This is a genomic window from Providencia stuartii (assembly GCF_029277985.1).
GTDB lineage: Bacteria > Pseudomonadota > Gammaproteobacteria > Enterobacterales > Enterobacteriaceae > Providencia > Providencia zhejiangensis.
In genome coordinates this window covers 635733-659073 of record NZ_CP119546.1, presented here as the reverse complement: position 1 = coordinate 659073, position 23341 = coordinate 635733, and the positions used below count along the sequence as shown (strand labels likewise).

The following is a 23341-nucleotide window of genomic DNA, read 5'->3' as shown; positions in this document are numbered from 1 at the left end:
CCTGAATCGATGAATTAACGCAAAACAGTTAATGTAAGAGAGCGTAAATCGAGGGAAAGAAGATAAGACAATAAATAAAAAACCCTCTACAACTTCCTATCATAGAGGGTTTAGCTTACAGGGTTGGTTTATTGTTTCAATCCCATGGCATCACGCATGGTAAAGAACAAATCGGTTTGGTCAGTCAATCCCATGACGTTAGCAGCATGTGGGCCATATGCTGCAACGCGTAATTGAGTGCCAGTATGCTCCTGCGACTCCGTTTCAGAGTTACCGTAGTTAACGACCATGACGGAACCATCTTTTGTAATCAGAGCTTGAGTCAAGCCAGGTGCTTTAACGCCTTGAGGAACAATTTGGCTAGAGTGAGCATGGTCAGCTGTCACAATAATTAGTGTGTCCCCATGTTTTTTCGCAAACTCTAAACCAACCTGTACGGCCTCATCCAACGCCACTGTTTCACCAATTTGACCACATGGATTCGCGCTATGATTCTTTTTATCGATGGAAGCACTCTCAACCTGTAAGAAGAAACCATTAGGGTTAACTTCTAATAACTCGATCGCTTTTTTAGTCATTTGAGCCAACGTTGGCGCATTTGGATCTAACTTAGAATTCGGTTTACACTCAAGCGGCGGGTTATCAATATTGCCATGATATGTCGCTTTAGGGCCTTCCCAAGCAACAGCCATATTACCGTCATGGAATAGGCCTAAAACAGGTTTGTCTTGGTTAGCAACAGTGACTGCATCTAAGGATTTCGCATCACGAACAATATTAAAGCCACGTTCCTTTGCTTGCTCTTCTAAGGTTTTACCTTGGTAATCACCCGCTTTTGCAACTTGTTTAAAGCTCTTCGCACCACCCCCTAACGTGACATCCGCGCGGGTAACCAGTAGTTGCTCAGTGATTGAACCACGACCACCATTCTCTAAGGCATTGGTTGCACATTTTTCAGACGTTTCTTCAGGTCCATAACATTTACGACCTGTCACATGAGAAAATTGTGCAGCAGGTGTCGCGTCTTGCAACTCAGAAGTCGTAACATTACCAGTCGCTTTACCATTACGTTTAGCAATCTCAAGTAAGGTTTCATGGTCTTTACCGAATACATCGACACCTAAGGCGCCATTATAGGTTTTTACACCAGTAGACCATGCCGTTGCAGAAGCAGATGAGTCGGTAACATAGTCAGGTTTTTGTGTTTTTTTACTTAATGCATAGTGAGTATATTGACCCGTGATAGGCAATGCATCAATGCCTTTAAAGAAACCACCTGCGCCTTCTGCATAGTTACGTGCGACGGTAATTTCAGAGTCTCCCATACCATCACCAATAAACAGAATCACGTTTTTCGCTTGCTCGTTATGAAGCGCAGATTTCATAATATCTGTTTGTTCTTGGGTTAAACGACGAGCACCACCAAATTGGGTAACATCACCTTGTGCAGCTCGGTGTTGTAAAGCAGCATCATCTTTAGACGTGGATGCGGAGGCGGGAATAATACTACCAAAAACTATTGAACTTACTGCTACAGCTAGAATCGATTTCATGCAATGATTCATCATAATCATTTCCTTGCCAATAAAAGAAGTTAAATATGTAATTGCTTCAAATAATGACTGGCATGCTAATCCTGCTAGATGACAGTTGAATGACGCTTTTGTGTCGAAAAGAAGACGATTGCCATAATATGCAAAAAAAGCAGTCCAATAAAGACTGCTTTTTGCATTTTCTATCACTAATAGATGACATTATTATTTCGGTGGTTCAGCCATCAAATAACGAGTCCCTTGATATAAGGTTTCACACCAAGAAACATAATCATGGCCACTCGGAAGCTCTTCGGCCTCCACTTGATACCCTTTATGCTTTAACACATCCAATAATCGATAATGATTTTGGATTATCCCACCCCAACTACCACGCTGTTCGAATAACCCTGCCTCAAGATAAAAACGTAACGGTTTTTTCGACATTTGTTCGATTTCGCGGATTAGCCATTCAGGATCTTTGCCTTTAGGTGCCCACCAATAAGAACCGGACATACTGAGGACATTCCCGAATAATTCAGGATGTGACAGGGCATTCCAAGTCGCCCCCAAACCACCATAACTCGACCCCGCAATAATGGTGGATTTTGCAGGCGCTTGAATACCTTTGGTTGCTAAAACAGGCATAAGCTCTTTAGCAAGCATAGCAGGGAACTCAGCGTTTGGTGGTAGCTCCACATTTCTGCGCTCAGAGCTAATGCTATCGACAAATACCACATACATCGGTGGTATGGCTCCTTCTGACATCCACTTATCAAAAAATTCAGCCATTTTGTATGTTTGTAGATAGATTTGCCCATCTAACAAAACGAATACGGCAGGTTGCTTCATGGCCGCCTTAGGGCGATACACATAAATTTGTCGATCATTATTCAGCACATTGCTGTGGAAGCTAAATGATGTCAATTGACCATTAAGTTGATGACCTTCTATCTGAGCAAAGTGACATTGACGTTTTTCGGGTGATAGTGACAATAATGAGAAACGATTATAGCGATCATTTAGCAGTGATGGGATCGCCTGTGCGTTGAAAGGATCCGCTTGTGCTGTTGCTAGAATTGCCTTGCGCTGCGCAAACCCACCTTCTGTCACTTTTGGCACATCTGGCGCAATTTTATATTGCGATAACGTATCATTCGGCACGATAAAAGTGCGGTACCAAATATCCGTATTCGGTATATGAGCCATGGTCTCATGGTTACCTGAAGGGGCACCTAAAATATAAGCATTCGCTTTTGCTCCACGCCATAAAAAAGTGACTTTCTGCTGCCCTTTCTTATACTCCTCAACGAGCGGGGTTCCCTGTTCTTTCACCTCTCGCCAAAAAGCATCTGTCGTTTTCTCCTTCAGGTGTTTATCAATCAATGCCTGTAACTTAGGGCTATCAATTTTATTTTCTGCCTCAATCGCCAAAGGCTGGTAATTCGATAAGTTGAATTTAAGATTCCATGGCTGAGCAGGGGCGCCCTGTAAATTGAGATAATATTGCCCCTGAGCAGGGACAATATAAGAGACGGAGTGAGGCTCTGCGTGTGGCATTTTTTGCAGCAGTACACGGATTGGTGTTTTAGTACTGTCAGTAAGTACGATATCTGAGATCCCATCCCCCTCTTGGCGGATATACTGTTTATCAGAAATTTCAACGAATAAACAGCTATGACCTTCACTATCATGAATACCCTGAATAGAAGAAGATAATTCATCTAAACGAATACACTCCGATACCGCCGCCATCGCAGATGACGAAAATAAAATACAACCAATTAAAGGTAACGATTTCACATCAACTTCCATTGAGAGCTAATTTAATAGCGAACATTACTATCAAATTAATATTTCAAACTCAATGATTGAGATAATGTTTTTCCATAAATTGGTGGAACAATTGCAACACACTCAATAAACGATGCCTTTGTTCCGGCGTTAAACGTAAATAGCGGCGTGTTGCAGGAATTCGGCACACCAGCTCTGAAGCGGTAAAAGGTTCTATCTCACAAGACCAAACACCATTACGAATATGCAAATGACAATCATTAAAATCGAGCTCGGCTAACGTTTGCGAAATGATCGGATACTGTTGCAATAAACTAATGAGTTTTTGTCCTTCTTCATCTTTAGAGACAAAGTGAATATGTTTACGGCGTAAACTCCCCGTGGTTTTCACCGAAATCTGTGCATTGATAGCCTCACCACAATGCCCAGTCACAGAAAAGCGGCTAAATACAATAAAAGCCATAAATAACGTTTTAACGCGTTCTGTCACTTGAACAGTCAGTTCACCGTGTGGATGTATCAGGAGCTCCCCCGGAGCTCCCCATTCACATTGATACGGTAAAATATCACGCTCTAGTCTATTCAGTGTTAAGCCTTGTTGATAGCCAGCGGGTAGACGTTTTTTACTTAAACGTTGCCAAATAGAGCATTTAGGCGAGGTTGCGTAATGGTTCAACTTTCACCCCCTTCAACTCTTCTTCGGTAAATGTACTGGATAACACCTGCTCAACTGAAACCGGTTTAAACGGATTCACTTTTTGCACAAACACGGTCCAAATTAAAGCATAGCTTGCGGTTAGCCCTAACATAATAATAAAGGGAATATACACATCTGACTTGTTCATACCTGGTGGCGTAATATAGACGATCGCTAAAATAATCCCGACACTAGAAATAATTTGTGGAATTGGGAAAAACGGCGAACGATAAGCACGGTGCAAATCAGGGCGACGAATGCGCAGTGAAATAACCGAAATCGTAACTAATAAATAGGCGGTTCCCCATGAACAGACGGCTGCTAGCACGAGCGGAATGATCCTATCTAAATCACCTTGAATTGCGAATGTATGTAAACAAGGGATCATTACCGCAACCAAAATCCCAAAAACCGGTGTCTTAAAACGAGGGTGCAGATAAGCAAAAATACGCGGTAATGCACCATCAAGAGCCATACCATAAAGAATACGAGGCACTGCCGCCATCAGGGTATTAATCGTTGCTCCACCCGCTAACAATAACGCAATACCAATCCAATATTTACCAATATCACCAAAGACTTGACCAGCAAAGGCAGGGATCGCCATTGGGGTTTCTAACAAACTAATATTATTCGCAGGGTCCACAATAACGTTTTCAACTTGATTAGTCATGGCCGCACCAAATAAGAACATACAGAAAGCGACACCACATAATCCAGTTGCCATAGCACGAGGGATCACTTTGGCTGAATTCTTAATTTCAGGTGCCATTGGTGTCACCAACTCACAACCCACAAACATGAACATTGCCATACCAACAAAGCTCAATACTAATGTCGGGTCCGCAACATTTAAACCGAGTCCAAACCACCCTTCAACAGAAGCATGGAAAGGCATCATTAATCCGCTGATACTAAAGATGACCAACGTACTCCACATCGCAAAAGTCAGAACAACTTCTACTTTACTAAAGGCTTCAATGCCAAATGCATTCAACAAACCAAAAGTAATCACTAAACCGACACCAACCATCCAAGATGTATTACTACTTTCCATCACGGTATTGAGACTCTCAAAATTCACCAATGCCATGATCCCTGACAAGATTGTTTCAGCCGTTCCTGCAAAGACATGCACAATCAAGTAGGCCGATAACGCCCCCGTGATTGCCCAGAAACGCCCCATACCACATGAAATATAATCGTAAACAGAACCTGATGTTGGCAAAATAGCCGCGGCTTCAGAAAATGTCGTCAACTGGGCTTGCATCATGATAAAACTCAGCAACACGGCTAGCGCAAAAGTATCACCACCAATTCCGAAACCGCTTGTCACCGTTAAGATGACAGGGCTTGCCATAATCACGCCCACAGAGCTAGCGAGAGTGGTTGGAAATCCCACCTTCCCCTTTTCAATGTGTGACGTTAATTTTGAGGACATATTCATTTTGCTTCCCTCTCTTTCTCAGTACGCAGTCAAGATTGTGAATTTTTTGTAAAAATAGAGTGACTGTATTGCAACTATAGAAATAAGCATAAACATGCCGCTATCGTCCTAAAGGACGATACCCATAGGGAGGGATAATTTCGAGGAGACATACGAAAAGTACCGAGTAAATGACATCAAAAATGAATAAACCAATAAATATCAATAAATAGCAACCTGAGTGTTCATTAATATATTAATAAACAATCAACGAAATATACTGATTGGCGAATTGGTTGAACTGGCTTATGACCGATGAAGTTCAAATATTGTAATCAAGCTCACGTTATTAACATGTTTATTTTATGTTAACGAAAATTAATTGCATGATAATAATTGGACCAACTATGGAAGGGAATATGATGAAGACACCCTCTTTGTGCTACCACCAGCGAACATTGATTAACTGTTGCTTGAACACAATTGCTCATATTATTCCTGTTTCAGCATCCGTTTATTATTTGGTGGACGATCTTTGGCAACCTGATAACCATGTGCTCTATGGGATCAGCTCTCGTATGCATCAAGATTATTTGAAACATTTTTATCAATTAGATCCGTTACACCCTGATAAATTCCGTGGTGATGATCTGCGTTTAGTTAGAATGGCGCCGGACATGAAACAACAAAGCCAAGAATTCTATAATGATTTCATGAAGCCCAACAACATCACTGACATGGCAGAAATATTTATTCGCCGTAAAAACAAAATTATTGCAGGCATTTCTGTCTTACGCGATACGCCATTTCAACAACAAGAAGTGATGCGACTCAACGCCATCCTACCTGTCGCTGAATTAATGACATTTGATATTTTACCTGACTCGCTAGTTTCTTATACGCCGAAAGAACAAGAAATCATTCACTTAGTACGAGAAGGAGCAAGTAACAAGCGCATTGCCATACAACTTGGCGTATCGCTATCTACTGTCAAAACGCATTTACGCAATATTTTCACTAAAGCCAATGTTAGTAACCGTACAGAACTCGTTTCATCCGGTTTTATTATTCGCCAAGAAAAGATGCTGTAAGTGCTTAGACACAGCCCTTAATGAATTCATGGAAAAATCAATATATTTGATTCATTGACCATCACAATTATTTGTTTATTTAATAATACAACATGGGAGTAAATGCATTGGCAACGCCCCAATTACGTTACTCTGCAAATAGGCTTGAACACCAATGCATTTCATTCTTAAATAAATACGTTCACAATCATACTCAATGAAGTATTAGGCAAAGTCCTGTTATTCAACTAACGCCATGACATTAAGGGAAGTACTTTTCAACTAGCGCATAAAGGATCGCAACCGTCTCAACATCAGCAATACCATCATAGTTTTCTGGTCTAAAGTGAAGCTGAAAAGCGCGAATTAGCATTTTATAGCCATTATCTGTATTCGCTTTTGAAACGTCATACCCATAGCGTTTTAGCTTCTCTAAAATTTCTGCTTTTGCTGGTAATCCCCCGTTATATTTCTGCATATAACAAGATTTAGTTGCCTCATCATACCAAGCCCCAATTCCAGCATTATAAAGTTGTTTCCAAGGAAACGCTGCACCGGGATCACTTTTACGCCCATCAGGTGCAATATCCGCATGTCCGACAATATTGGTAGGAGTAATATCAGGGTAACGTTCGATAATATTGCATGCTAATTGTTTGATTGCTTCAATCTGCACTTCATTATAAGGCGGAAAAAGGAAATTCCCGTTGTTATCTTGAGCTTCATTGACAATTTCAATACCTATCGAAGTATCGTTCAAGTTAGTTCTACCGGCCCATGTACTCACGCCTGCGTGCCAAGCTCTTTCATTTTCATCAACTAAATTAAAGACCCTCATCTCCTTAAATCCAGCATTTGTATACATTTTATCTGTTGGGTCGGGAACTAAATAATGAGCACTTACAGCGGCATTTCCTGATAATGCATTAACTGAACCTTGAAAATTCAAAGCAGTATAATGCATGACTAAAAACCTTACTCTACGATTAAAACCTTTTATTGAACGGTACGCATTGTAATCGACTTTTAACATTATCATGCCCTCATTGATACTGAATTAGCCTAACAAGGATAAAATTAAAACTGATTATCATCCCCTATGGTTGTCGGGATAAAACCAATATTAATTTCGCTGGAAAAAGTAGTTCACTCTGTCAGTGATATTCAGATAACTCATCTCAATTTATCAAATAGCTTTTTGACTATCTCTGCATTATTTAATGTAAAAAAATGCAATCGCTTGTTCTCTTTTATATACTCTTCGATTAGAAATTGAGTAAGCTGAATACCAAATTCCCTATGGTTATTAATATTACTCGGTCTTATGTGTTTCTTTATCCATAATGGATAATCGATCGCATTATTTTTCAAAAACGACTCGATAAAACTAAAGTTAAGTATAGGCATCATTGATATCGTAATAGGGCTATCATTCCCCAATTGCATTTTCATATAAGAAAATGCATTTTTATTCAAACATAATTGACTAATAAGCTCTGTAACGCCTAATTGCAATTTTTTTCTTAGCCAATCAATCTCCCTTTCAGGCGTGATACTTTCTTTGTGATAATCAGGATAAACACTGGATTTTATCATTACTTCAGGGTATCGCCCCCGAATAAAATCAATAAGCTCTATGCCATAATTAAATGGGAGTTTCTCATCAAAACGGTGTCTATCACCCCGAATGACAAACAATTCTGTTATATCATTCTTTAAATACTCTTCAATAATAAAACATAACTCACATTCATCTTTATTATTAATCGCAACATGAGGAACAACATTTACATGAGTAAGGTTCTTTAATTGACAACACGTGTTATAGGTATCTCGCCATTCAGTTTTACCTATCTCAGTATTCACTGTATAGAATAGGGGCGTTAACGCTTCAGTATTTTTTAGCAAACGTTCTAATGTATTATCTATTTTAGGCATAGCACTGATTTCAAAGCTCAAGGCTGTTTCCATATACCCTCGCTCTCTAACATTTCGCCAATAAGGCTTCACTCATTCATTAATCATAAGTAACGACATCCCCAAAAATAAAACAATCGAATATTTAAAACAGAGGTCATCTTATACCTTTAATCATTTTATTAAACGTTTATAGATGACGTGAAACACGGTTTCTCAACTCACTATTCAAGTGAGAAAATACGGATTTATTTTATTTTCACATTCAATAACTTTATCCTTTTATTTAAATTATAGTTCATCATAAGAGGACAACTAAAATATTTCAACAAACAAAATACGTATAAAATAAGTTGTGTTTTTCTATCAACTCAGTCATGGCGCATACTCACGAACTCATCGAACAGACAGAATCAATCAATATTTAATTAATTACGAGGCTGATATAGGAAATCAAACGATTAATTTCATTATTATTAGCGTTTATGATTTTGAGAATTAAAAATGGTGAGAGTGAACTCAAAAGATGAAGAGAATCATAAAAAAAGCATATATTAAATATCGTTTATACTGACTCGTTATACATGTTAATATCAATAAAAAATGGTGAGAATCAATCCTTTGATTTTCACCATCGTCAAACACAATTCAAATTAAATATACTCAAAGATTAATACACCACCACCACTCATATTACCTACCGATGCATTAGCCCTATTTTTTCCTAATGTCATACCAATATCTAATGTTTTATTTGTAATGCCTTGTAGAGTGGTAATCAACTGTTTTTTATTATCCACGGATAACTCACCATACCAACCCGATGACGTATTACCTAAATCTAAACTAGTACGAGTTGGATTAGCACTATCAATGGGTTTTGATGGTCGGTAAGTCACTTTAATATTACCGGGATGAGTACAACTCACCGTTATTGCTTTAGTCAGATTTTTACCTTCTGCTAATGACTGAGGTAATGTACCAAAATTAAAATCTAATTGCGTTTTATCAACTCGACAAGTATTCACCACTGTGACATAAAAGTTTAACCTTGCTGAGTTTTTAGGCTGGATTAGTGCAACGGAACTTAACCATTTACTAGGTACCTCCGGATTCCTTACCCCAAACAAAGTTGTATCCACTTGAATAATATGCGGTGTATTTCTAATCGGTAAATTTGTATTACTAATTAACGTTACTGCCGTTTGCCCACTAAAAGCCATCGGCGTATAAGGTACTGAATTGCACACTGCACGCCCGACATTACCTGCACTTTGACCTATTTTGGCGTATTGAGTATTAGGATATCCCGAAATTGATCCCAACGATTGAGGTAAAACAATTCTAAAATCAAATGCCTCCCGCGTTACAGGATCCACATACCTGACGGTATTGGGTACGATAACATACTGCACGTTAATTGAATTAGGAGAACCACCATAAGGAGCACAGGCACGAGTCCCCCAAGCATATTCTGTCATTCTTCCGCCAGAGCTACTTAAAATGGCATTCAACGTTAAGTTTACACCATTAAAATTAGCCCCCGTCCAAGTTGTATTTGCGGTAAACTGAGTGCCGTTATATCCCATGACAGTCCAATCATCAGGGTCTCCAGCGGAGCTAATATTTGAAAAAGCAAATAATACGACCGGTAGTAAAGAAAAAATTTTTTTCATCATAAGACCTAATTCAGATTTATAAATAACTCATCAAAATAGCCACCGTACTGTCAAAGCTACCTTCAGTTAATAGTGATTTATCAGGTGTAATTAACGATGCACGAAGAATAAATGAGCCTTCTAGCTCATGACTTCCAAAAGGGATCCATTTATTTAAATCAAGATTAGTATTTTCTTTTGTCAACGAAATACCTAATCCCTCCTTTGATGTGCGTAAGACATTATTACCTACCTGTGTATAAGTGCCATATTTTGTCGGATATAAATATATGTTCATCACTTTATTAGCGGGTACTGAACTACCCGCGCAGCTATATTTAAGTTGAATATCTTGATAAGCAGTTCCACTCTCTACGTCAGAAAAATCAACGTTATCAAAGTTCACAAACAAGGGTGATTGATTATTATTGCCTAAAACGGTACAGACCGGAGCAACAATCGTGGCACTAATATTTATTCTGACATCGGCACGACCGCTATTAAAATCAGCGGCAAGACTCCAATTGGATAGAAACAATAATAATAAGAGTAACCGTCTTGTCTTTATCATATTATTTCCTCTTATTAATTATAATTAACCATAACACTTGCTGTGCCATGAATAGTGCCAGGTTTAGCGAAATCACCTTTAGTTAAAAAAGCATTTAAAACTAATTCTGCTTTACTATCATTAGTCACCTGTACTTCTAAAGGTTGATTAAATGATATAGGCTCTCCACTCATGCTTTCTAGACCGACAATGAGACCAGTTCCACCTTGCGTTTTCAAATAATCAACACCATTTCGCCTATAGACATTAGTAGAATCTAATGAAATTTTTATAATCTTATTCATCAGTGTCGGTGTACAATTTTGAAATTCAATTGAAAATGATTTTTTATCCGAGATATTGCCACCGACTTCAATATAGCCTAATGAATAAGGTATAAATTGAACTATTATCTCTGATTGTTTAATTTCACATTTCTTATCAACTAAATTACCATTAAAATTAATAACCAATTCACTGGCAAAAGTGGGAGATACCATCAAGCTAAGTAATATGACCAGTATTTTTTTAATCATAGTCTAGCTCCATAATCACTGCTCTACCCTTAATGTTTTTAGTCTGTAGATAAACATTATTTTTCCCCGAGAATAGCGTCTGAGGTGCCATCACTTGCTGATTACCTTCAAGCACTTTCGCTTTTGCCTGTAATGGAATTTTTATATTATTATCATTAAACAAACATTTATCTAACTCAATAAAAAAGAAACTTCCAACATATTCATTAGCTAAAATGACACACGGAGAGTACATTAAACTTATTTTAAAATTCAGTTTTCCACTTAATTCATTCATCTTCATTGCAGATGTCACATCATTCGAAGGAAAATAATTATTTTCCTCATACTGAGTGGCCATGCTACTAAATGAAATAAATAAAGTGTAAAACACTAAATAAAAATACTTCATTGCACTCTCACTTTGTTAGCTCTGAAATTTATTGTTTATCAGCTTTACAGACAGATGCATTACAGTTAAATGAAACTGTTGGTCTTCCGCCATAGTCGTTAATATAAGTAAGATAAGGCTTTTGAAAATGAGCAGTCTTGACTTGATAAGAACCAAAAGGTTCGATCATAAACGAATCAAAGGCGCCATTTTCTGACTTATTTTTATCACCGGCTAAGCCTATCACGGTCAAATAAAAAGGTGATGTATTTTTAACCACATAACCATTACTGACAGATTGTAACTCTAAATCTAAAGCCCAATTGGTTTTTGCCTTATCTAAAATTGCCTCTGGGCGATAGAATAATTTAATTCTTGACTGTAATGCGACCTGCATCACATTCGGTTTATCACTTTTAGGAGGGATCTCTCTTAAATTAAAGTAATAAACAGACTCTCTATCTTTCGGTAACTTAGATACATCCGTCGTCGAGATTCGAATCATACTTTTGACGTTTGGTTCCAAACGTTGAACCAATGGTGTTGCAATTAACGGCCCTGTTGTTAATTTATTACCATTTTTATCATCAATCCAAGCCTGAGCTAAATAGGGTAGAGTATCACTTTGATTCTCAATATTAATAACAACTGGATTAGAACTCCCTTCTACAATCGCTCTTGTTCTATCAAGAGAAACCGCGGCCATGCTGTTATGTGCTATAAATAATAGTGGAATTAACAATAATTTATATTTCATAAAAATTCTCTATTTCTCACAAATTAAAATAATTTGATTTACATTATCTAAGGTTGGTAAGGTCGTACTACATTGTGTTTGATTAGACCAGTTGATATTTAACTTTTCTTCTGATTGAACAGCTGTTAACCAAACTAATCCATTATCACTTACAATTCCGACCTCTCGCCCTTTTTCATTTAATACCTGAGAACCAAATGGTGGTGACCCTGAGTTATCAGACATTTTAATCGTTGCAAATAATTTAAACCCTTTATCTGCACTTATTTTTCTATATCCAATAGCGCCTTCCGTTAATGCAATATCATAAATTGTATTTGATGATTCAATATTATCGGGTAATTTACTCATATCCACATTGTAACTATTTTTATAATAGTTAGTCATGTTAGGAATAACGCCAATACCTAATCCATTCGTCACGGTTGTACCATTATTTAAAGGAACATCCGCAATATTATTTGTGTCTATCATTAGCCTTGAGGCAGAAGAATATGATGAACTGTGTAAAGCTACACCATGTTGCGTCAATGTCACCCCACCATTGAGCCCTAATCCTAAACTACTATCCCCTTTATCCGAGATAGACATATTACTATTGATAGATCCATAGCGTGTCGGTAAATCATACATTCCAGCAAGTGTACTTTGTTTTTTGGCATCTTTACCGTAGCTTGTCGATGCACTTATATTATAGTAGTCATTATCATCTGTTAAATTAGACACTGAAACACGCGAATTATAAGTATCGTTATATTTCATTGTATCAAAAGTATAAAACTGCTTACCAAATGGTACAGAAAGCATTAAGCTAATTTGGTCATCATATTTATTTTGATAATAGCTTCTATTTGCTGACAATGTAATACTTCCTCCCTGTAGTTTTAAGTAAGGAAGATTGATACTTTTACCTATATTAAGACCATATTGATGAGTTTGACCTCTATCCCAATATTGTTGCAATTGATAATTTAAATTTATATTAAACTCACCTAAGCGCTTAGACAGCGTTATTTGATAACGTTCTTTTTCGCTATCAACAACCCTATCATCTCTTAAGTCTAAATATTGGGATAATGTATAGTATTTTCTATCCGTAAATCGATACCCTGCAAAAGTTAAGTCCATATCGTAGTCATCGAATGTTTTCGAGTAATTAACACTGTATGAATTACCTGAAGGACTATCATGGTCTAATTGTGCGAACGAACGCGTAATGTTCACCGAAAGTGCACCAAACCGATTCATAAAGCGACCAACCCCTAATGAAACCTGTTGATAGCCTTGGCTAATATCTGTTGCACCGTTTAACGACCAATTATTATTTAAACCGTGAGAAGCCTCTGCTCTAAAAAAGAACACACCACGATATACCGAATGATCCACTTTTGTCGGTTGCCCCGCAGATACGTTATATCGCGTGGTGCCCGGACGCGTTAAATACGGTACATTCGAACTACTTACTGTAAATTGTTGCTCAGTACCATCCTGCTCAATAATTTTTACGTTAAGCTCACCACGCGTTCCACTGTTTAATGATTGAATCTTAAATGGTCCAGCGGGTACATTTCCATCGTACAAGACACGTCCGAGTTGTGTAATGACCACTCGCGCATTCGTTTTAGCTATACCTGTTATCTCTGGTGCATATCCACGTAACCTTGGTGGTAACATAGAATCATTAGTGAATAAGGATAATCCTGTAAATTTAATTGGCTCTAGAATTTGTGAGGGGGTTGTACTCTCACCAATCACTAATTTTGAATCTAGGGCTTTTATGTTTCTATATAAATAAATGGCATTAAATAAAAAATTACGTATTGTCGATGTTTTACCATTGGAATTTTGTTTTTGATAATTACCATAGTATTCACTACGTAGGCGCCATGCACCCATATTGGCGCCAAGATATCCACTAATGGAAGCAATCTGATTCTTTAAGCTATCCCGATCACTATATTGATAGTTTGCATTATAATCTAATAACAACCCGCTGATACCCTCATCCCACAATGATTTGGGTAACCAGTTATTATCCATATATTCGAGATATAATTGTGGGATATTCAGCGTCACAGTGCCTTCGGATAAATTAGGGACGACACTGACCCCTTTTAATGCCGAAAAATCAATGCACGCCCCATCATTCCAATAGGTTAATTGGTCAATATACTTTTCTTTAATACCTAAGCTATTAATGTATGACTTATCAATGCACACATCACTGACCGAGGCATCTGTACTATCACCAATAATTTGAATAGGAACTGTAGACTGCGTCAATTGAGTACTATTTATAATGATGTTAAAGAAATAAGTTCCCGGTAGAATAAAATTAGGATTTTTAAATCTTGAGACGTCAATGTTCGCTTTATCTTCGCTATCAAGTATATCGGTATTAAATTCTACAGAGTAAGACACTTTAGTCAAACAAAGCATCGATACCATGAATATCGTTATTTTTTCTTTTGTTGATAACATCATAAATACTCATTAGATTAATAGTAATCGATATCAAATGTAATGATACTTGAGAATTCTCCTAATTGAGGCTTTAGCTTATCAACAACAATAACCTCAGATAAAAAGTCTAGTTGCTGTTCATTAATCGATTTTGTTTTCCCGGATATTCTTTTTAAGTTATAAATTGGGTAGTATTGATTAGGTTTAACAACATCGCTTCCACTTAATATATAAATAGCTAAACCATCGGCATCATTAAATTTAAAGCCATTAAAATTATTTGTTGCTGGACCCGTAAACTTTATTCGTACAGGTGATTTTTCATCATTAAAGTAAGAGTTTGATAATTGGCAATTCTTTAAAATTATTTTAAATGGTTTCTTTATCTTATTTTCTTCTAACTTGCTTAAGGCATAGGCACCAAAATCAATAATTTGGTCTTTACTCGTCAATTGAATTGAGCAACCAGAAGCGAGTATCTCTCCTTTTACTGTTGCCTGTCCCCAATTCATTGCAGCTAAGACTGGCATACTGAAAATAGGTGAGAATAACAGGGTAATAATCAGCAAGCTTTTCATAGTATTAATTTTTCAAATTATAGGCTCCTTCGCCTAATAGTGAAGGAGCCTGTATAACTTACTGGTATGCGATTTCGAAAGTAGAGATCGTTGAGAAATCACCTGCTGTTACAGCATTAGCACCCGCCTTCTTAACGAAAGCAGAATAAGTCAATGTATTATCACCATCACGTAGGTTCAGTGCCGCAGGAGTTCCAAAAGTAATATCTTTGATACCAACTGCAACGTTTGCTGCGCTACCTGATGTTGCTAAAAGATTTTGACCTGCAATTTTGCTAACACCATCAAAAGTGATAGTTGCAGTCTTAGTAACTGTGATTGGGTTTTGTGGATCTGTATCGTCAATAGAAGTCAAAGAACAATTTTTCAGGTTCAATTCAAAATTTTTGTATTTTGAATCGCCCGCATTTAATTGGCTTAGAGATAGTTGGCCAAAATCAACAACCGTTGCTGTACCGCCTTGGCCCGCATCTAGGTTACAAGGAGTATCACGAACTTCACCTTTAAAAGTCACGGTTCCTGAGTTAACATCTGCAAGTGAAGCGAAAGATGTGGTTAACATAGCCGCTGCTAATACAGCCATAGCTTTATTTAATTTCATACTATTTCCTATCAATGTTTTAAGTTTAATTATAAATTGAATAATAAAATTAAGACTATTTAATTACTCAACACAGATAAACATATCTGTATTAGAAAGCGTTTTAAATAAAACACTTTCTAATACATAAAAATTAGCGAAGTCCATCCCCATTAGCTATAAAGCTAAAAGGTTAATTTGGTATATTAGAAAGACAATACAGCTAAATTTAATTTAACTTTCACCTATGCTATAAAGATTCTTTAAACAGAAATAGGCTATGACTTCATAGCATATAATCTTTTGGCGTTATATGACAATCATCAGACTTAAAGAATGACGAATATGAAATAAAGTCTAACAATGACACATTCATCACTGATAGTATAAATGTAAAATCTGATAATGAGAGTGTATTATAACCTCTTTCATACCGTGATATTTGCTGTTGACTTACACCTATTAATTTACCAAGCTCTGCACCTGTTAACCCTTTTTTTATTCTAATCATTCTTATAAACTCACCAATTTCAGAGTTAATCACACCAAAATGTTCTTTTTCTTGTGAAACCATAAAACAATCTCTCTAGTGAAAGTATTTATCAAAATAAAAAAATGAAAACTTAAATAGAAATAAATCATTAGATAATTAAATACTCTTTATTTGCATGTAATCTAACTCTTATCTATATTCGATTAAAGAAGTTTATTTCGATCGAATAAACCACTTACGATAGGCAAAATCTATCAAGTGACGTCATTTGATCGGTGAATTAAATAATAATATAAATACAACTACTGGATTTTTACAACTAAGCAAATGATTAAAAAGACTTTTCGGATAATACACTTTAAATGATTACTTTATGTTTTAATAATCCCATTAAATTAATATCCGTATATTTACCTGCCATTATTAAAATAAATTGTTACATATGAAAACATTAAAAAATACGCATACTCCTTTTCCATGTTTTTAGCCAAAATAATTTTTTAGATAAAAACAAATTTAATAACATTATCGTAAATAAAATAATTAAAAGCAAAAACAACGAAAATGAGTTCCATTGTTTTTTATAATATTTAAAATTAAAAAATAAACATTTTAATTGTCTTTATGATTATTTACCCCTACCACCAAAGCATTATCTACTAAAACATCTTGTATCTCACATATTGGCTTTTTGTAAATAAAGGTAAACTCCCTTTTCGTGTTAATTTTAAAATGTTCCCTAAAAACCAACGCAAAATCATATCGAGAGTTGGTCATTTGAGAGTGAATAGTGAATTCCGTTACAAATAACCTTCAAATCGGTTACCTGCACACGGATAACACACTCTTGCTAGGTGGCTTTTTTACGTGGCACTTAAACTGAAATGAGTTTACGGTGATTTGATATCTATCTTTAGACTAAAAATAATGAATGGATAAACGGTATCTTGCATCGGCCCACAATCAATATCAGAAAACGTTCTAACCTATCTAAAGGGCATTCTGTACCCTACCTAACACTGGGTTATGTACGTTGTTCAGGCGCTCTTGGCGAGATTGTGATACCGACGTTACCAAGAGGAAAAGATAACAAAAGCTAAGGGAGCACTGGTTTTCATGAGCGACCTCCACTGATAGTTTTCTCCAGCCGAGTCTCAACTTCCCTTTAAGGCTAATGTTAGAAAATCTACGCCTGACTTTTGGGAGATAAAAAAAACCCAGCCTAAGCTGGGTTAACCACTCTAAAATCGACATAAAAATACTCTAAATCACGATTCTAATCGCTACTTATGACCCCAATGTAGCCTTTGCCCCTACCTAATTAGAAACGTGTTGAGTATAAAAGCATTAACAATCAATAACGTACCATAACTGACTTCAATTCAGTGTAGTATTCAATGAATGCACTACCAAACTCGCGACCAATGCCGGATGATTTGACTCCGCCAAAGGGCACTGCGGGATCAAGGAACGTATGCATATTGACCCAAACAGTCCCGGCTTCGATACGAGAAATCATTCGCATGGCCTTACTGAGATCATTGGTCCACAGACTTGCCGCTAAACCAAATGGTGTACTATTCATTTGTTCAATTAGCTCTTCTTCATCGTCATAGCTTAAGAAAGTGCCAATTGGACCAAATGTTTCCTCTTTCATTAATGCATCATTAGGGCTATTTGCACGAATAATCGTTGGTGGTACAAAGTAACCAGTACCAGCAATAGGCTGACCACCATAAATAATTTCATTACCTTCTTGGCGAGCTTTTTCAAATAGGCCTAAAATCTTTTCATAATGCGCTTTATTAGCTAGAGGCCCCATTTCCGTTGTTTCATCTAAAGGAGAGCCAATTTTGAATGTTGATAAACGCTGTTTTAACTCAGCAAGCACTTCTTCTATCAGTGATGATGGAATATAAAAACGTTCAGCTGCCGCGCAAATTTGTCCTTGGTTTAAATATCCCGCTTCAATAATCCCATCAACAATTTTGTTAACTGGCAAATCCGCGAGGAATGCTGCACCATTTTTTCCACCCAATTCTAAGGTAACACGAGTGAGCTTCCCTTCCATTGCAGCTCGACCAACAGCGAGGCCTGTTGGTACAGAGCCAGTAAAGGTCACTTTTGAACATAAATGATGGCTAATCAACGCTGGGCCAACTTCACGTCCCCCACCGTTAATAATATTAATCACACCGTCAGGAATGCCTGCTTCTTTGGCTAATTCAGCCACTCTCAGCATCGTTAATGGCGTAAATTCACTTGGCTTTAACACAATAGTACAGCCACAAGTCAGCGCCGCCGCCAGCTTCCAAATGGAAATCATAATAGAGAAGTTCCATGGAATAATCCCTGCAACCACACCAACAGGCTCACGTTGCGTGAAAGCTCGGTATTGTTCACCTTTAAATGACGGCAAAGAAACATTCAGTGTTTCACCGCTGATTTTGGTTGCCCAACCCGCGAAATAGCGTAAAAACTGTGCAGAAGAGCCAATTTCAAGGAAACGAGATAGTTGAATGGTTTTTCCTGAACATAAACTTTCAAGCTGAGCCAGCTCTTCAAGATTTTTTTCGAGCAAGTCAGCTAAGCGATTTAGGCAATTACCTCTTTCCATTGGTGTGGTTTGCGCCCAAGCACCGCGGAAAGCAGCATAAGCGGCTTCCATTGCACTATCAACTTCAGCCTTAGTGCCTTCTTTCACTTTAGCGATAACTTGCTCTGTGGCGGGGTTAACGACGTCAAAGAAGGCATCCTCCTCACCGGAAACTGGCTGGCCGTTAATAAAATGTCCATGTTGGCGTTGTAAAAACGCACTTACTTCCGGTAATAGGGCTAAATTATTCATCGTTATCACTCCACTTTAAAAGTTAATTATGCATTTACACAAGCAAGGTAATGCTTAACAAAACGTTCAGCGGTGATCTCCCACAGGACTTCAGTGCCTTTAGCAGCAAACCAAGAGTCACCTTTATGGTATTCAACAGTTGTTCCGGTTTTTACATCGGTCAGTTTAACCGAACCTTCGTATACGGTAGCCATTTCATCAAATGGGTAAACCATTTTAAATTTACCTTTGGTACAGGCGAAAATACCGCAAGTTAAATTATCTGTTGGTTCACCATGAATCATCGCAACGCTTGCTTGCGGGTCACCTTCAACAACGACAGAGCCTAAGTTCGTAACACTGCCAATATTGAGTAATTCTGGTAGTGGCTTATTTAGTAATAATGGACTAATCATGACGTTACCTTTTTATAAATTAACAAGATGATACAGAAATACTTAGATTAGCGGCGCCCTTGCCAGTAACCCGAAGTTTGGTGAGCAATTTTCGCCAATGACACAATGACATTACGAAGTTTATCTTTACCAATAATATTGGCATGAGGAATGGAACTCATTAAGTCATAACGACTTGACCCTTCAACCATGCCTTCAGCAAGCACTTTACAAACGATCTGGCTCGGTGTTACACCAAAACCTGAGTAACCTTGCGCATAAAACACGTTTTTATGCTGTGGCAATGAGCCTATTTGTGGAAATAGGTTAGCACTACATGCCATCGGTCCACCCCATGCCAATTCGATTTTGACATCTTTCAAGTATGGAAAAATTTTCAGCATCAAATTGCGATTCCAAGCTTTTAAATCAGAAGGAATGTACTCAAGGAAATGGGTTGAACTGCCAAACAATAATCTGTTTTCTTTGGTCACACGATAGTAATCAATGACAGGACGAATATCGCTATAAGCACCACGAATAGGACTTATTCGTTCAATTAACTCTTCAGGTAGTTCTTCTGTCATTAATTGATAAGCATAGGTATTAATGGTTTTTGGATAAATCGTAGGTTCAAGGCCGTTAAGGAATGAGTCACAAGCCCACAACATTTTTTGAGCTCGCACCGTCCCCATTGCCGTACGCACAGTCACGGTGTTCCCATATTCGACATTAAGAACTTGGCTGTTTTCGAAAATTTTTGCACCGTAGACTTCACTAACCGCCTTCGCTTCACCTAACAGCAGATTCAACGAGTGAACATGACCACCGCCCATGTGCTTTATACCGCAAGTGTAGGCATCGGAACCGATGATCTGTTTCAGATCTGATCCTGCATAAAATTCAATTTCTTCCTCTGGATCAACGGCTTTAAAATCTTTTAACCAGCTACGTAGGGTTTTTTCTTGGCGTTTGTTACTACCTAAATAGGCATAACCACTGCAAAAATCGGCATCAATATTATATTTAGCGATACGGTCGCGCATGATCCCTGCACCCATATTGCTCAATTTAAAAATGGTCTCTAAGCCTTCTTTCCCTACATATTTTTTGATCGCATCAATATCATGGCCAATACCTGCCATCACTTGACCGCCGTTGCGCCCAGTTCCGCCATACCCCAAATAGCGCCCTTCTAAAATGGCAATATTAGTAATGCCCTTTTCACATAACTCAAGCGCTGTATGGATACCGGAAAACCCACCACCAATGATCACGACATCCACATCAAGATCTTCTTTTAATGTTGGAAAACGGAGATCATACTTTTTGGTAGCAGCATAATAAGTCAATGATTCTACTTGGTTATTCATAATGGATACCCTGTTTAGTATCTTTCGATAACCTTGATTATCTTAACCTTGAATTAACATTTACATAGCCCTTTAGGGACATTTGAAACATCAATTTAACATTTGTGACACAGGTAGAATATTTAGATATAAACAACAAAATAAAAATTCAATATTTATATTTTTAAATCAATTGATTAAGTTTAGTTTTGATATTAATAATTTAAATTATCTAGTGCTATTTAGAGCCTAGTTTTTAACATAAACGATGACGATAAGAGGAATAATGATGATGGCTCATTAACAAGTTAAATAATTCAGCCTGTGAACGAATGTCTAACTTTTGATAAATGTTTTTGCGATGGTTTTTTACCGTACCTAAGCTAATAAATAGCGATTCAGCAATTTGCGGGGAGCCTTTACCTTCAAGGATCAACTCAACGACTTCACACTCTCTTGGCGTTAAACCAAAATGAGTCTGCATATCCGCTAAACGATAATGATGAGAAACATCATTCGGTGAAACTTCTTTATGCAGTTTCGCCATACTACGAATGATTTCAAAAGCTTCTTTTAGGGGGGCTTGGGTCGATTTTTCAGATAAAAACGGTTCATCTTCATTGCCAAAAAAGATACCTAGCTGCCTATCTGGGGTAATTTCTAGCAATAACCCAGCTTCATCACACCAGCCCGTTTTGCGGTAAAAATTGAGATAATAATCTGTATGATAGAAACCTTTCGGAGCCAATTCCCGTAATGTTAAAACTTGTGAACCGCCCCCTTTCTGTAACTCCTGATAGAAGGGATCCATAAGATAAGCGCCGCGCTGGTAGATACGGTTTACGCTATCACTATTACGTTTTTCCACTTTTGAAAGGAAACGCGGTGGGGCATTTTTTTCAAAGGAATAAACAATCGCATTATCAAAGGCGATAAATGATGATAGCCAAGATAATAAATTGGGATAAAACTGGTTGGTTGCAACAGAATCAATCACATCAGGTAGTTTATCCAGATAGTTTTCCATTCTGCCTCCAAAGTTATTAACTTATTAATAAGCTATTAGCTCTAAGCGATAAAATCATAACTCAAAGCCTATAAAAACCATATTATCCCTAGCAACTCAATTCTATTGTTATTAATATGTTAATTAAATCACACTATCGTCCAAAAGTATTAATAATTTGTTACCAACTATTTATCTCTATCCCTATAATTTCTAGGTGTATCAACAAAATTTCCCGCCTAAATTTTTTATGTTAATCATTTAATTAAAACGACTAACCTATTGAATTACTGCTATTGAGACTATGATTTATTATTTTATCCGCCATTCACTGTAGACTTACCGACTTTAGGAGAGAAAATGACACAAAAGAAAATCATTTTAGATTGTGATCCTGGCCATGATGATGCAATGGCAATCCTATTGGCCCTAGGACACCCTGATATCGATATACTGGCTATCACTACTGTCGTGGGTAATCAAACGTTAGAAAAAGTCACTCGTAACGCCTTAGCAATAACAGAATTCGCGGGGGCTAAACACATTCCTATTGCTGCCGGCTGCCATCGCCCATTAGTACGCAAGATCCAAAATGCTCCCGAAGTTCACGGCACAAGTGGATTGGATGGCACGCATCTTCCTGAATCGACGCTTCCTCTTGATCAACGTCATGCCGTGGATCTGATCATTGAAACATTAAAAGCTCATCCACCGAAAACGATCACTCTAGTGCCTATTGGTGGCCTAACGAACATTGCACTTGCTGTGAGAAAGGCGCCTGAAATCGTTGAACTCGTCAAAGAAGTTGTTTTGATGGGAGGTGGGTATCATACGGGTAACCGTTCTGCGGTTGCTGAATTTAATATCGCTATCGATCCTGAGGCTGCTCACATTGTGTTTAATGAGCACTGGCCCCTCACTATGGTTGGTTTGGATTTAACACATCAAGCAAGACCAACGGATAAAACCATGGCTGATATTGCCGCACTCAATACGCCAATCAGCCAGTTTGTCGTGGACTCGCTGAACTTCTACACTGCCGGATATCGTCAACGCAGTGGTACCAATCAGCACGCGCCAGTACATGATCTCTGCGCTGTTGCATATGTTATTGATCCCACATTAATTAAAACGCAAAAAGCCCCTGTGAATATTGAACTACAAGGCACATTAACCACCGGCATGACAGTCACTGATTTTCGACACCCACTGCCCAGTGATTGCCATACACAAGTCGCGACACAATTAGATAATGATGGCTTATGGAAATTATTCTTTGAATCCCTAAAACGTTTGTCTCATCAGTAAGTTAGTGCATCGACAAGGGGGAGTTTATATCG

Annotated in this window: 21 protein-coding genes; 2 read left to right on the top strand and 19 right to left on the bottom strand. The window is 37.6% G+C overall.

Translation table 11 applies throughout. The annotated features are described in order from the left end of the window. Window positions 1–128 precede the first annotated feature (128 nt). The 4 genes from phoA to P2E05_RS02790 all read right to left on the bottom strand — a co-directional run bounded on the left by phoA (window position 129) and on the right by P2E05_RS02790 (window position 5470). Window positions 129–1568 (bottom strand): alkaline phosphatase, encoded by a 1440-nt coding sequence (gene phoA, locus P2E05_RS02805; protein WP_154622779.1) that lies wholly within the window; start codon window positions 1566–1568, stop codon window positions 129–131. A gap of 189 nt (window positions 1569–1757) precedes the next feature. After that, the gene (locus P2E05_RS02800; protein WP_247047389.1) at window positions 1758–3335 is read right to left on the bottom strand and encodes an alpha/beta hydrolase-fold protein; all 1578 of its coding nucleotides are present in this window, start codon (window positions 3333–3335) and stop codon (window positions 1758–1760) included. Window positions 3336–3396: 61 nt separating this feature from the next. After that, on the bottom strand, window positions 3397–4002 hold the full coding sequence (locus P2E05_RS02795; protein WP_154622781.1) for a DUF3156 family protein: 606 nt from the start codon (window positions 4000–4002) through the stop codon (window positions 3397–3399). Next, complete coding sequence (locus P2E05_RS02790) at window positions 3977–5470, bottom strand: APC family permease (protein WP_154622782.1); 1494 nt, start codon at window positions 5468–5470, stop codon at window positions 3977–3979. The genes P2E05_RS02795 and P2E05_RS02790 overlap by 26 nt, the downstream gene beginning before the upstream one ends. 398 nt (window positions 5471–5868) lie before the next feature. On the opposite strand from P2E05_RS02790, the gene P2E05_RS02785 reads away from it, so the two are divergent. After that, window positions 5869–6540, top strand: a complete 672-nt coding sequence (locus tag P2E05_RS02785) for a LuxR family transcriptional regulator (RefSeq protein WP_154622783.1) — start codon at window positions 5869–5871, stop codon at window positions 6538–6540. 241 nt (window positions 6541–6781) lie between these two features. Here P2E05_RS02785 and P2E05_RS02780 read toward each other — a convergent pair whose 3' ends face one another. The 15 genes from P2E05_RS02780 to P2E05_RS02710 form a co-directional block, all read right to left on the bottom strand. After that, window positions 6782–7552 carry an N-acetylmuramoyl-L-alanine amidase gene (locus tag P2E05_RS02780; RefSeq protein WP_272657686.1) on the bottom strand — a complete coding sequence of 257 codons (771 nt, stop codon included), beginning with the start codon at window positions 7550–7552 and terminating at the stop codon, window positions 6782–6784. 140 nt (window positions 7553–7692) lie between these two features. Beyond that, entirely contained in the window at window positions 7693–8490 is a 798-nt protein-coding gene (locus tag P2E05_RS02775; protein ID WP_154622785.1) for a methylenetetrahydrofolate reductase, read from the bottom strand. A gap of 599 nt (window positions 8491–9089) precedes the next feature. Further along, window positions 9090–10115 carry a hypothetical protein gene (locus tag P2E05_RS02770; protein WP_154623690.1) on the bottom strand — a complete coding sequence of 342 codons (1026 nt, stop codon included), beginning with the start codon at window positions 10113–10115 and terminating at the stop codon, window positions 9090–9092. Window positions 10116–10131: 16 nt separating this feature from the next. Then, window positions 10132–10665: a fimbrial protein gene (locus tag P2E05_RS02765; protein ID WP_154623691.1), complete on the bottom strand. Its 534-nt coding sequence runs from the start codon at window positions 10663–10665 to the stop codon at window positions 10132–10134. 14 nt (window positions 10666–10679) lie between these two features. Further along, window positions 10680–11180: a fimbrial protein gene (locus P2E05_RS02760; RefSeq protein ID WP_154623692.1), complete on the bottom strand. Its 501-nt coding sequence runs from the start codon at window positions 11178–11180 to the stop codon at window positions 10680–10682. Then, window positions 11173–11571 (bottom strand): hypothetical protein, encoded by a 399-nt coding sequence (locus tag P2E05_RS02755; RefSeq protein ID WP_196713769.1) that lies wholly within the window; start codon window positions 11569–11571, stop codon window positions 11173–11175. Before P2E05_RS02755 ends, P2E05_RS02760 begins: the two co-directional genes overlap by 8 nt. 28 nt (window positions 11572–11599) lie before the next feature. Beyond that, window positions 11600–12307 (bottom strand): fimbrial biogenesis chaperone, encoded by a 708-nt coding sequence (locus tag P2E05_RS02750; RefSeq protein ID WP_154623694.1) that lies wholly within the window; start codon window positions 12305–12307, stop codon window positions 11600–11602. 9 nt (window positions 12308–12316) lie between these two features. After that, window positions 12317–14791, bottom strand: coding sequence for a fimbria/pilus outer membrane usher protein (locus tag P2E05_RS02745; RefSeq protein WP_154623695.1), 2475 nt, complete (start codon window positions 14789–14791; stop codon window positions 12317–12319). Window positions 14792–14805: 14 nt separating this feature from the next. Continuing rightward, window positions 14806–15348 carry a fimbrial protein gene (locus tag P2E05_RS02740; RefSeq protein ID WP_154635551.1) on the bottom strand — a complete coding sequence of 181 codons (543 nt, stop codon included), beginning with the start codon at window positions 15346–15348 and terminating at the stop codon, window positions 14806–14808. Between the two features lie 58 nt (window positions 15349–15406). Continuing rightward, entirely contained in the window at window positions 15407–15949 is a 543-nt protein-coding gene (locus P2E05_RS02735; RefSeq protein WP_154635552.1) for a fimbrial protein, read from the bottom strand. A gap of 265 nt (window positions 15950–16214) precedes the next feature. Next, window positions 16215–16502 (bottom strand): helix-turn-helix domain-containing protein, encoded by a 288-nt coding sequence (locus tag P2E05_RS02730; protein ID WP_154635553.1) that lies wholly within the window; start codon window positions 16500–16502, stop codon window positions 16215–16217. Between the two features lie 1273 nt (window positions 16503–17775). After that, window positions 17776–19269, bottom strand: a complete 1494-nt coding sequence (locus P2E05_RS02725; protein WP_272657688.1) for an aldehyde dehydrogenase family protein — start codon at window positions 19267–19269, stop codon at window positions 17776–17778. 26 nt (window positions 19270–19295) lie between these two features. Next, window positions 19296–19664 (bottom strand): cupin domain-containing protein, encoded by a 369-nt coding sequence (locus P2E05_RS02720; protein ID WP_154622586.1) that lies wholly within the window; start codon window positions 19662–19664, stop codon window positions 19296–19298. Window positions 19665–19711: 47 nt separating this feature from the next. Further along, window positions 19712–21016: an NAD(P)/FAD-dependent oxidoreductase gene (locus P2E05_RS02715; protein ID WP_163860658.1), complete on the bottom strand. Its 1305-nt coding sequence runs from the start codon at window positions 21014–21016 to the stop codon at window positions 19712–19714. Window positions 21017–21251: 235 nt separating this feature from the next. Further along, on the bottom strand, window positions 21252–22022 hold the full coding sequence (locus P2E05_RS02710; protein ID WP_163860657.1) for a helix-turn-helix transcriptional regulator: 771 nt from the start codon (window positions 22020–22022) through the stop codon (window positions 21252–21254). Window positions 22023–22361: 339 nt separating this feature from the next. Here P2E05_RS02710 and P2E05_RS02705 point away from each other — a divergent pair, with 339 nt between their 5' ends. Further along, entirely contained in the window at window positions 22362–23309 is a 948-nt protein-coding gene (locus P2E05_RS02705; protein WP_154624924.1) for a nucleoside hydrolase, read from the top strand. Window positions 23310–23341 lie beyond the last annotated feature (32 nt).

Bases quoted from the DNA above. Each gene is read 5' to 3' on its own strand.
- P2E05_RS02785 (WP_154622783.1), top strand. From the start codon at position 5,869: ATGATGAAGACACCCTCTTTGTGCTACCACCAGCGAACATTGATTAAC.
- P2E05_RS02740 (WP_154635551.1), bottom strand. From the start codon at position 15,348: ATGAAAAGCTTGCTGATTATTACCCTGTTATTCTCACCTATTTTCAGT.
- P2E05_RS02745 (WP_154623695.1), bottom strand. From the start codon at position 14,791: ATGATGTTATCAACAAAAGAAAAAATAACGATATTCATGGTATCGATG.
- P2E05_RS02775 (WP_154622785.1), bottom strand. From the start codon at position 8,490: ATGGAAACAGCCTTGAGCTTTGAAATCAGTGCTATGCCTAAAATAGAT.
- P2E05_RS02770 (WP_154623690.1), bottom strand. From the start codon at position 10,115: ATGATGAAAAAAATTTTTTCTTTACTACCGGTCGTATTATTTGCTTTT.
- P2E05_RS02765 (WP_154623691.1), bottom strand. From the start codon at position 10,665: ATGATAAAGACAAGACGGTTACTCTTATTATTATTGTTTCTATCCAAT.
- P2E05_RS02790 (WP_154622782.1), bottom strand. From the start codon at position 5,470: ATGAATATGTCCTCAAAATTAACGTCACACATTGAAAAGGGGAAGGTG.
- P2E05_RS02720 (WP_154622586.1), bottom strand. From the start codon at position 19,664: ATGATTAGTCCATTATTACTAAATAAGCCACTACCAGAATTACTCAAT.
- P2E05_RS02730 (WP_154635553.1), bottom strand. From the start codon at position 16,502: ATGGTTTCACAAGAAAAAGAACATTTTGGTGTGATTAACTCTGAAATT.
- P2E05_RS02735 (WP_154635552.1), bottom strand. From the start codon at position 15,949: ATGAAATTAAATAAAGCTATGGCTGTATTAGCAGCGGCTATGTTAACC.
- P2E05_RS02705 (WP_154624924.1), top strand. From the start codon at position 22,362: ATGACACAAAAGAAAATCATTTTAGATTGTGATCCTGGCCATGATGAT.
- phoA (WP_154622779.1), bottom strand. From the start codon at position 1,568: ATGATGAATCATTGCATGAAATCGATTCTAGCTGTAGCAGTAAGTTCA.
- P2E05_RS02750 (WP_154623694.1), bottom strand. From the start codon at position 12,307: ATGAAATATAAATTATTGTTAATTCCACTATTATTTATAGCACATAAC.
- P2E05_RS02710 (WP_163860657.1), bottom strand. From the start codon at position 22,022: ATGGAAAACTATCTGGATAAACTACCTGATGTGATTGATTCTGTTGCA.
- P2E05_RS02780 (WP_272657686.1), bottom strand. From the start codon at position 7,552: ATGTTAAAAGTCGATTACAATGCGTACCGTTCAATAAAAGGTTTTAAT.
- P2E05_RS02755 (WP_196713769.1), bottom strand. From the start codon at position 11,571: ATGAAGTATTTTTATTTAGTGTTTTACACTTTATTTATTTCATTTAGT.
- P2E05_RS02725 (WP_272657688.1), bottom strand. From the start codon at position 19,269: ATGAATAATTTAGCCCTATTACCGGAAGTAAGTGCGTTTTTACAACGC.
- P2E05_RS02760 (WP_154623692.1), bottom strand. From the start codon at position 11,180: ATGATTAAAAAAATACTGGTCATATTACTTAGCTTGATGGTATCTCCC.
- P2E05_RS02715 (WP_163860658.1), bottom strand. From the start codon at position 21,016: ATGAATAACCAAGTAGAATCATTGACTTATTATGCTGCTACCAAAAAG.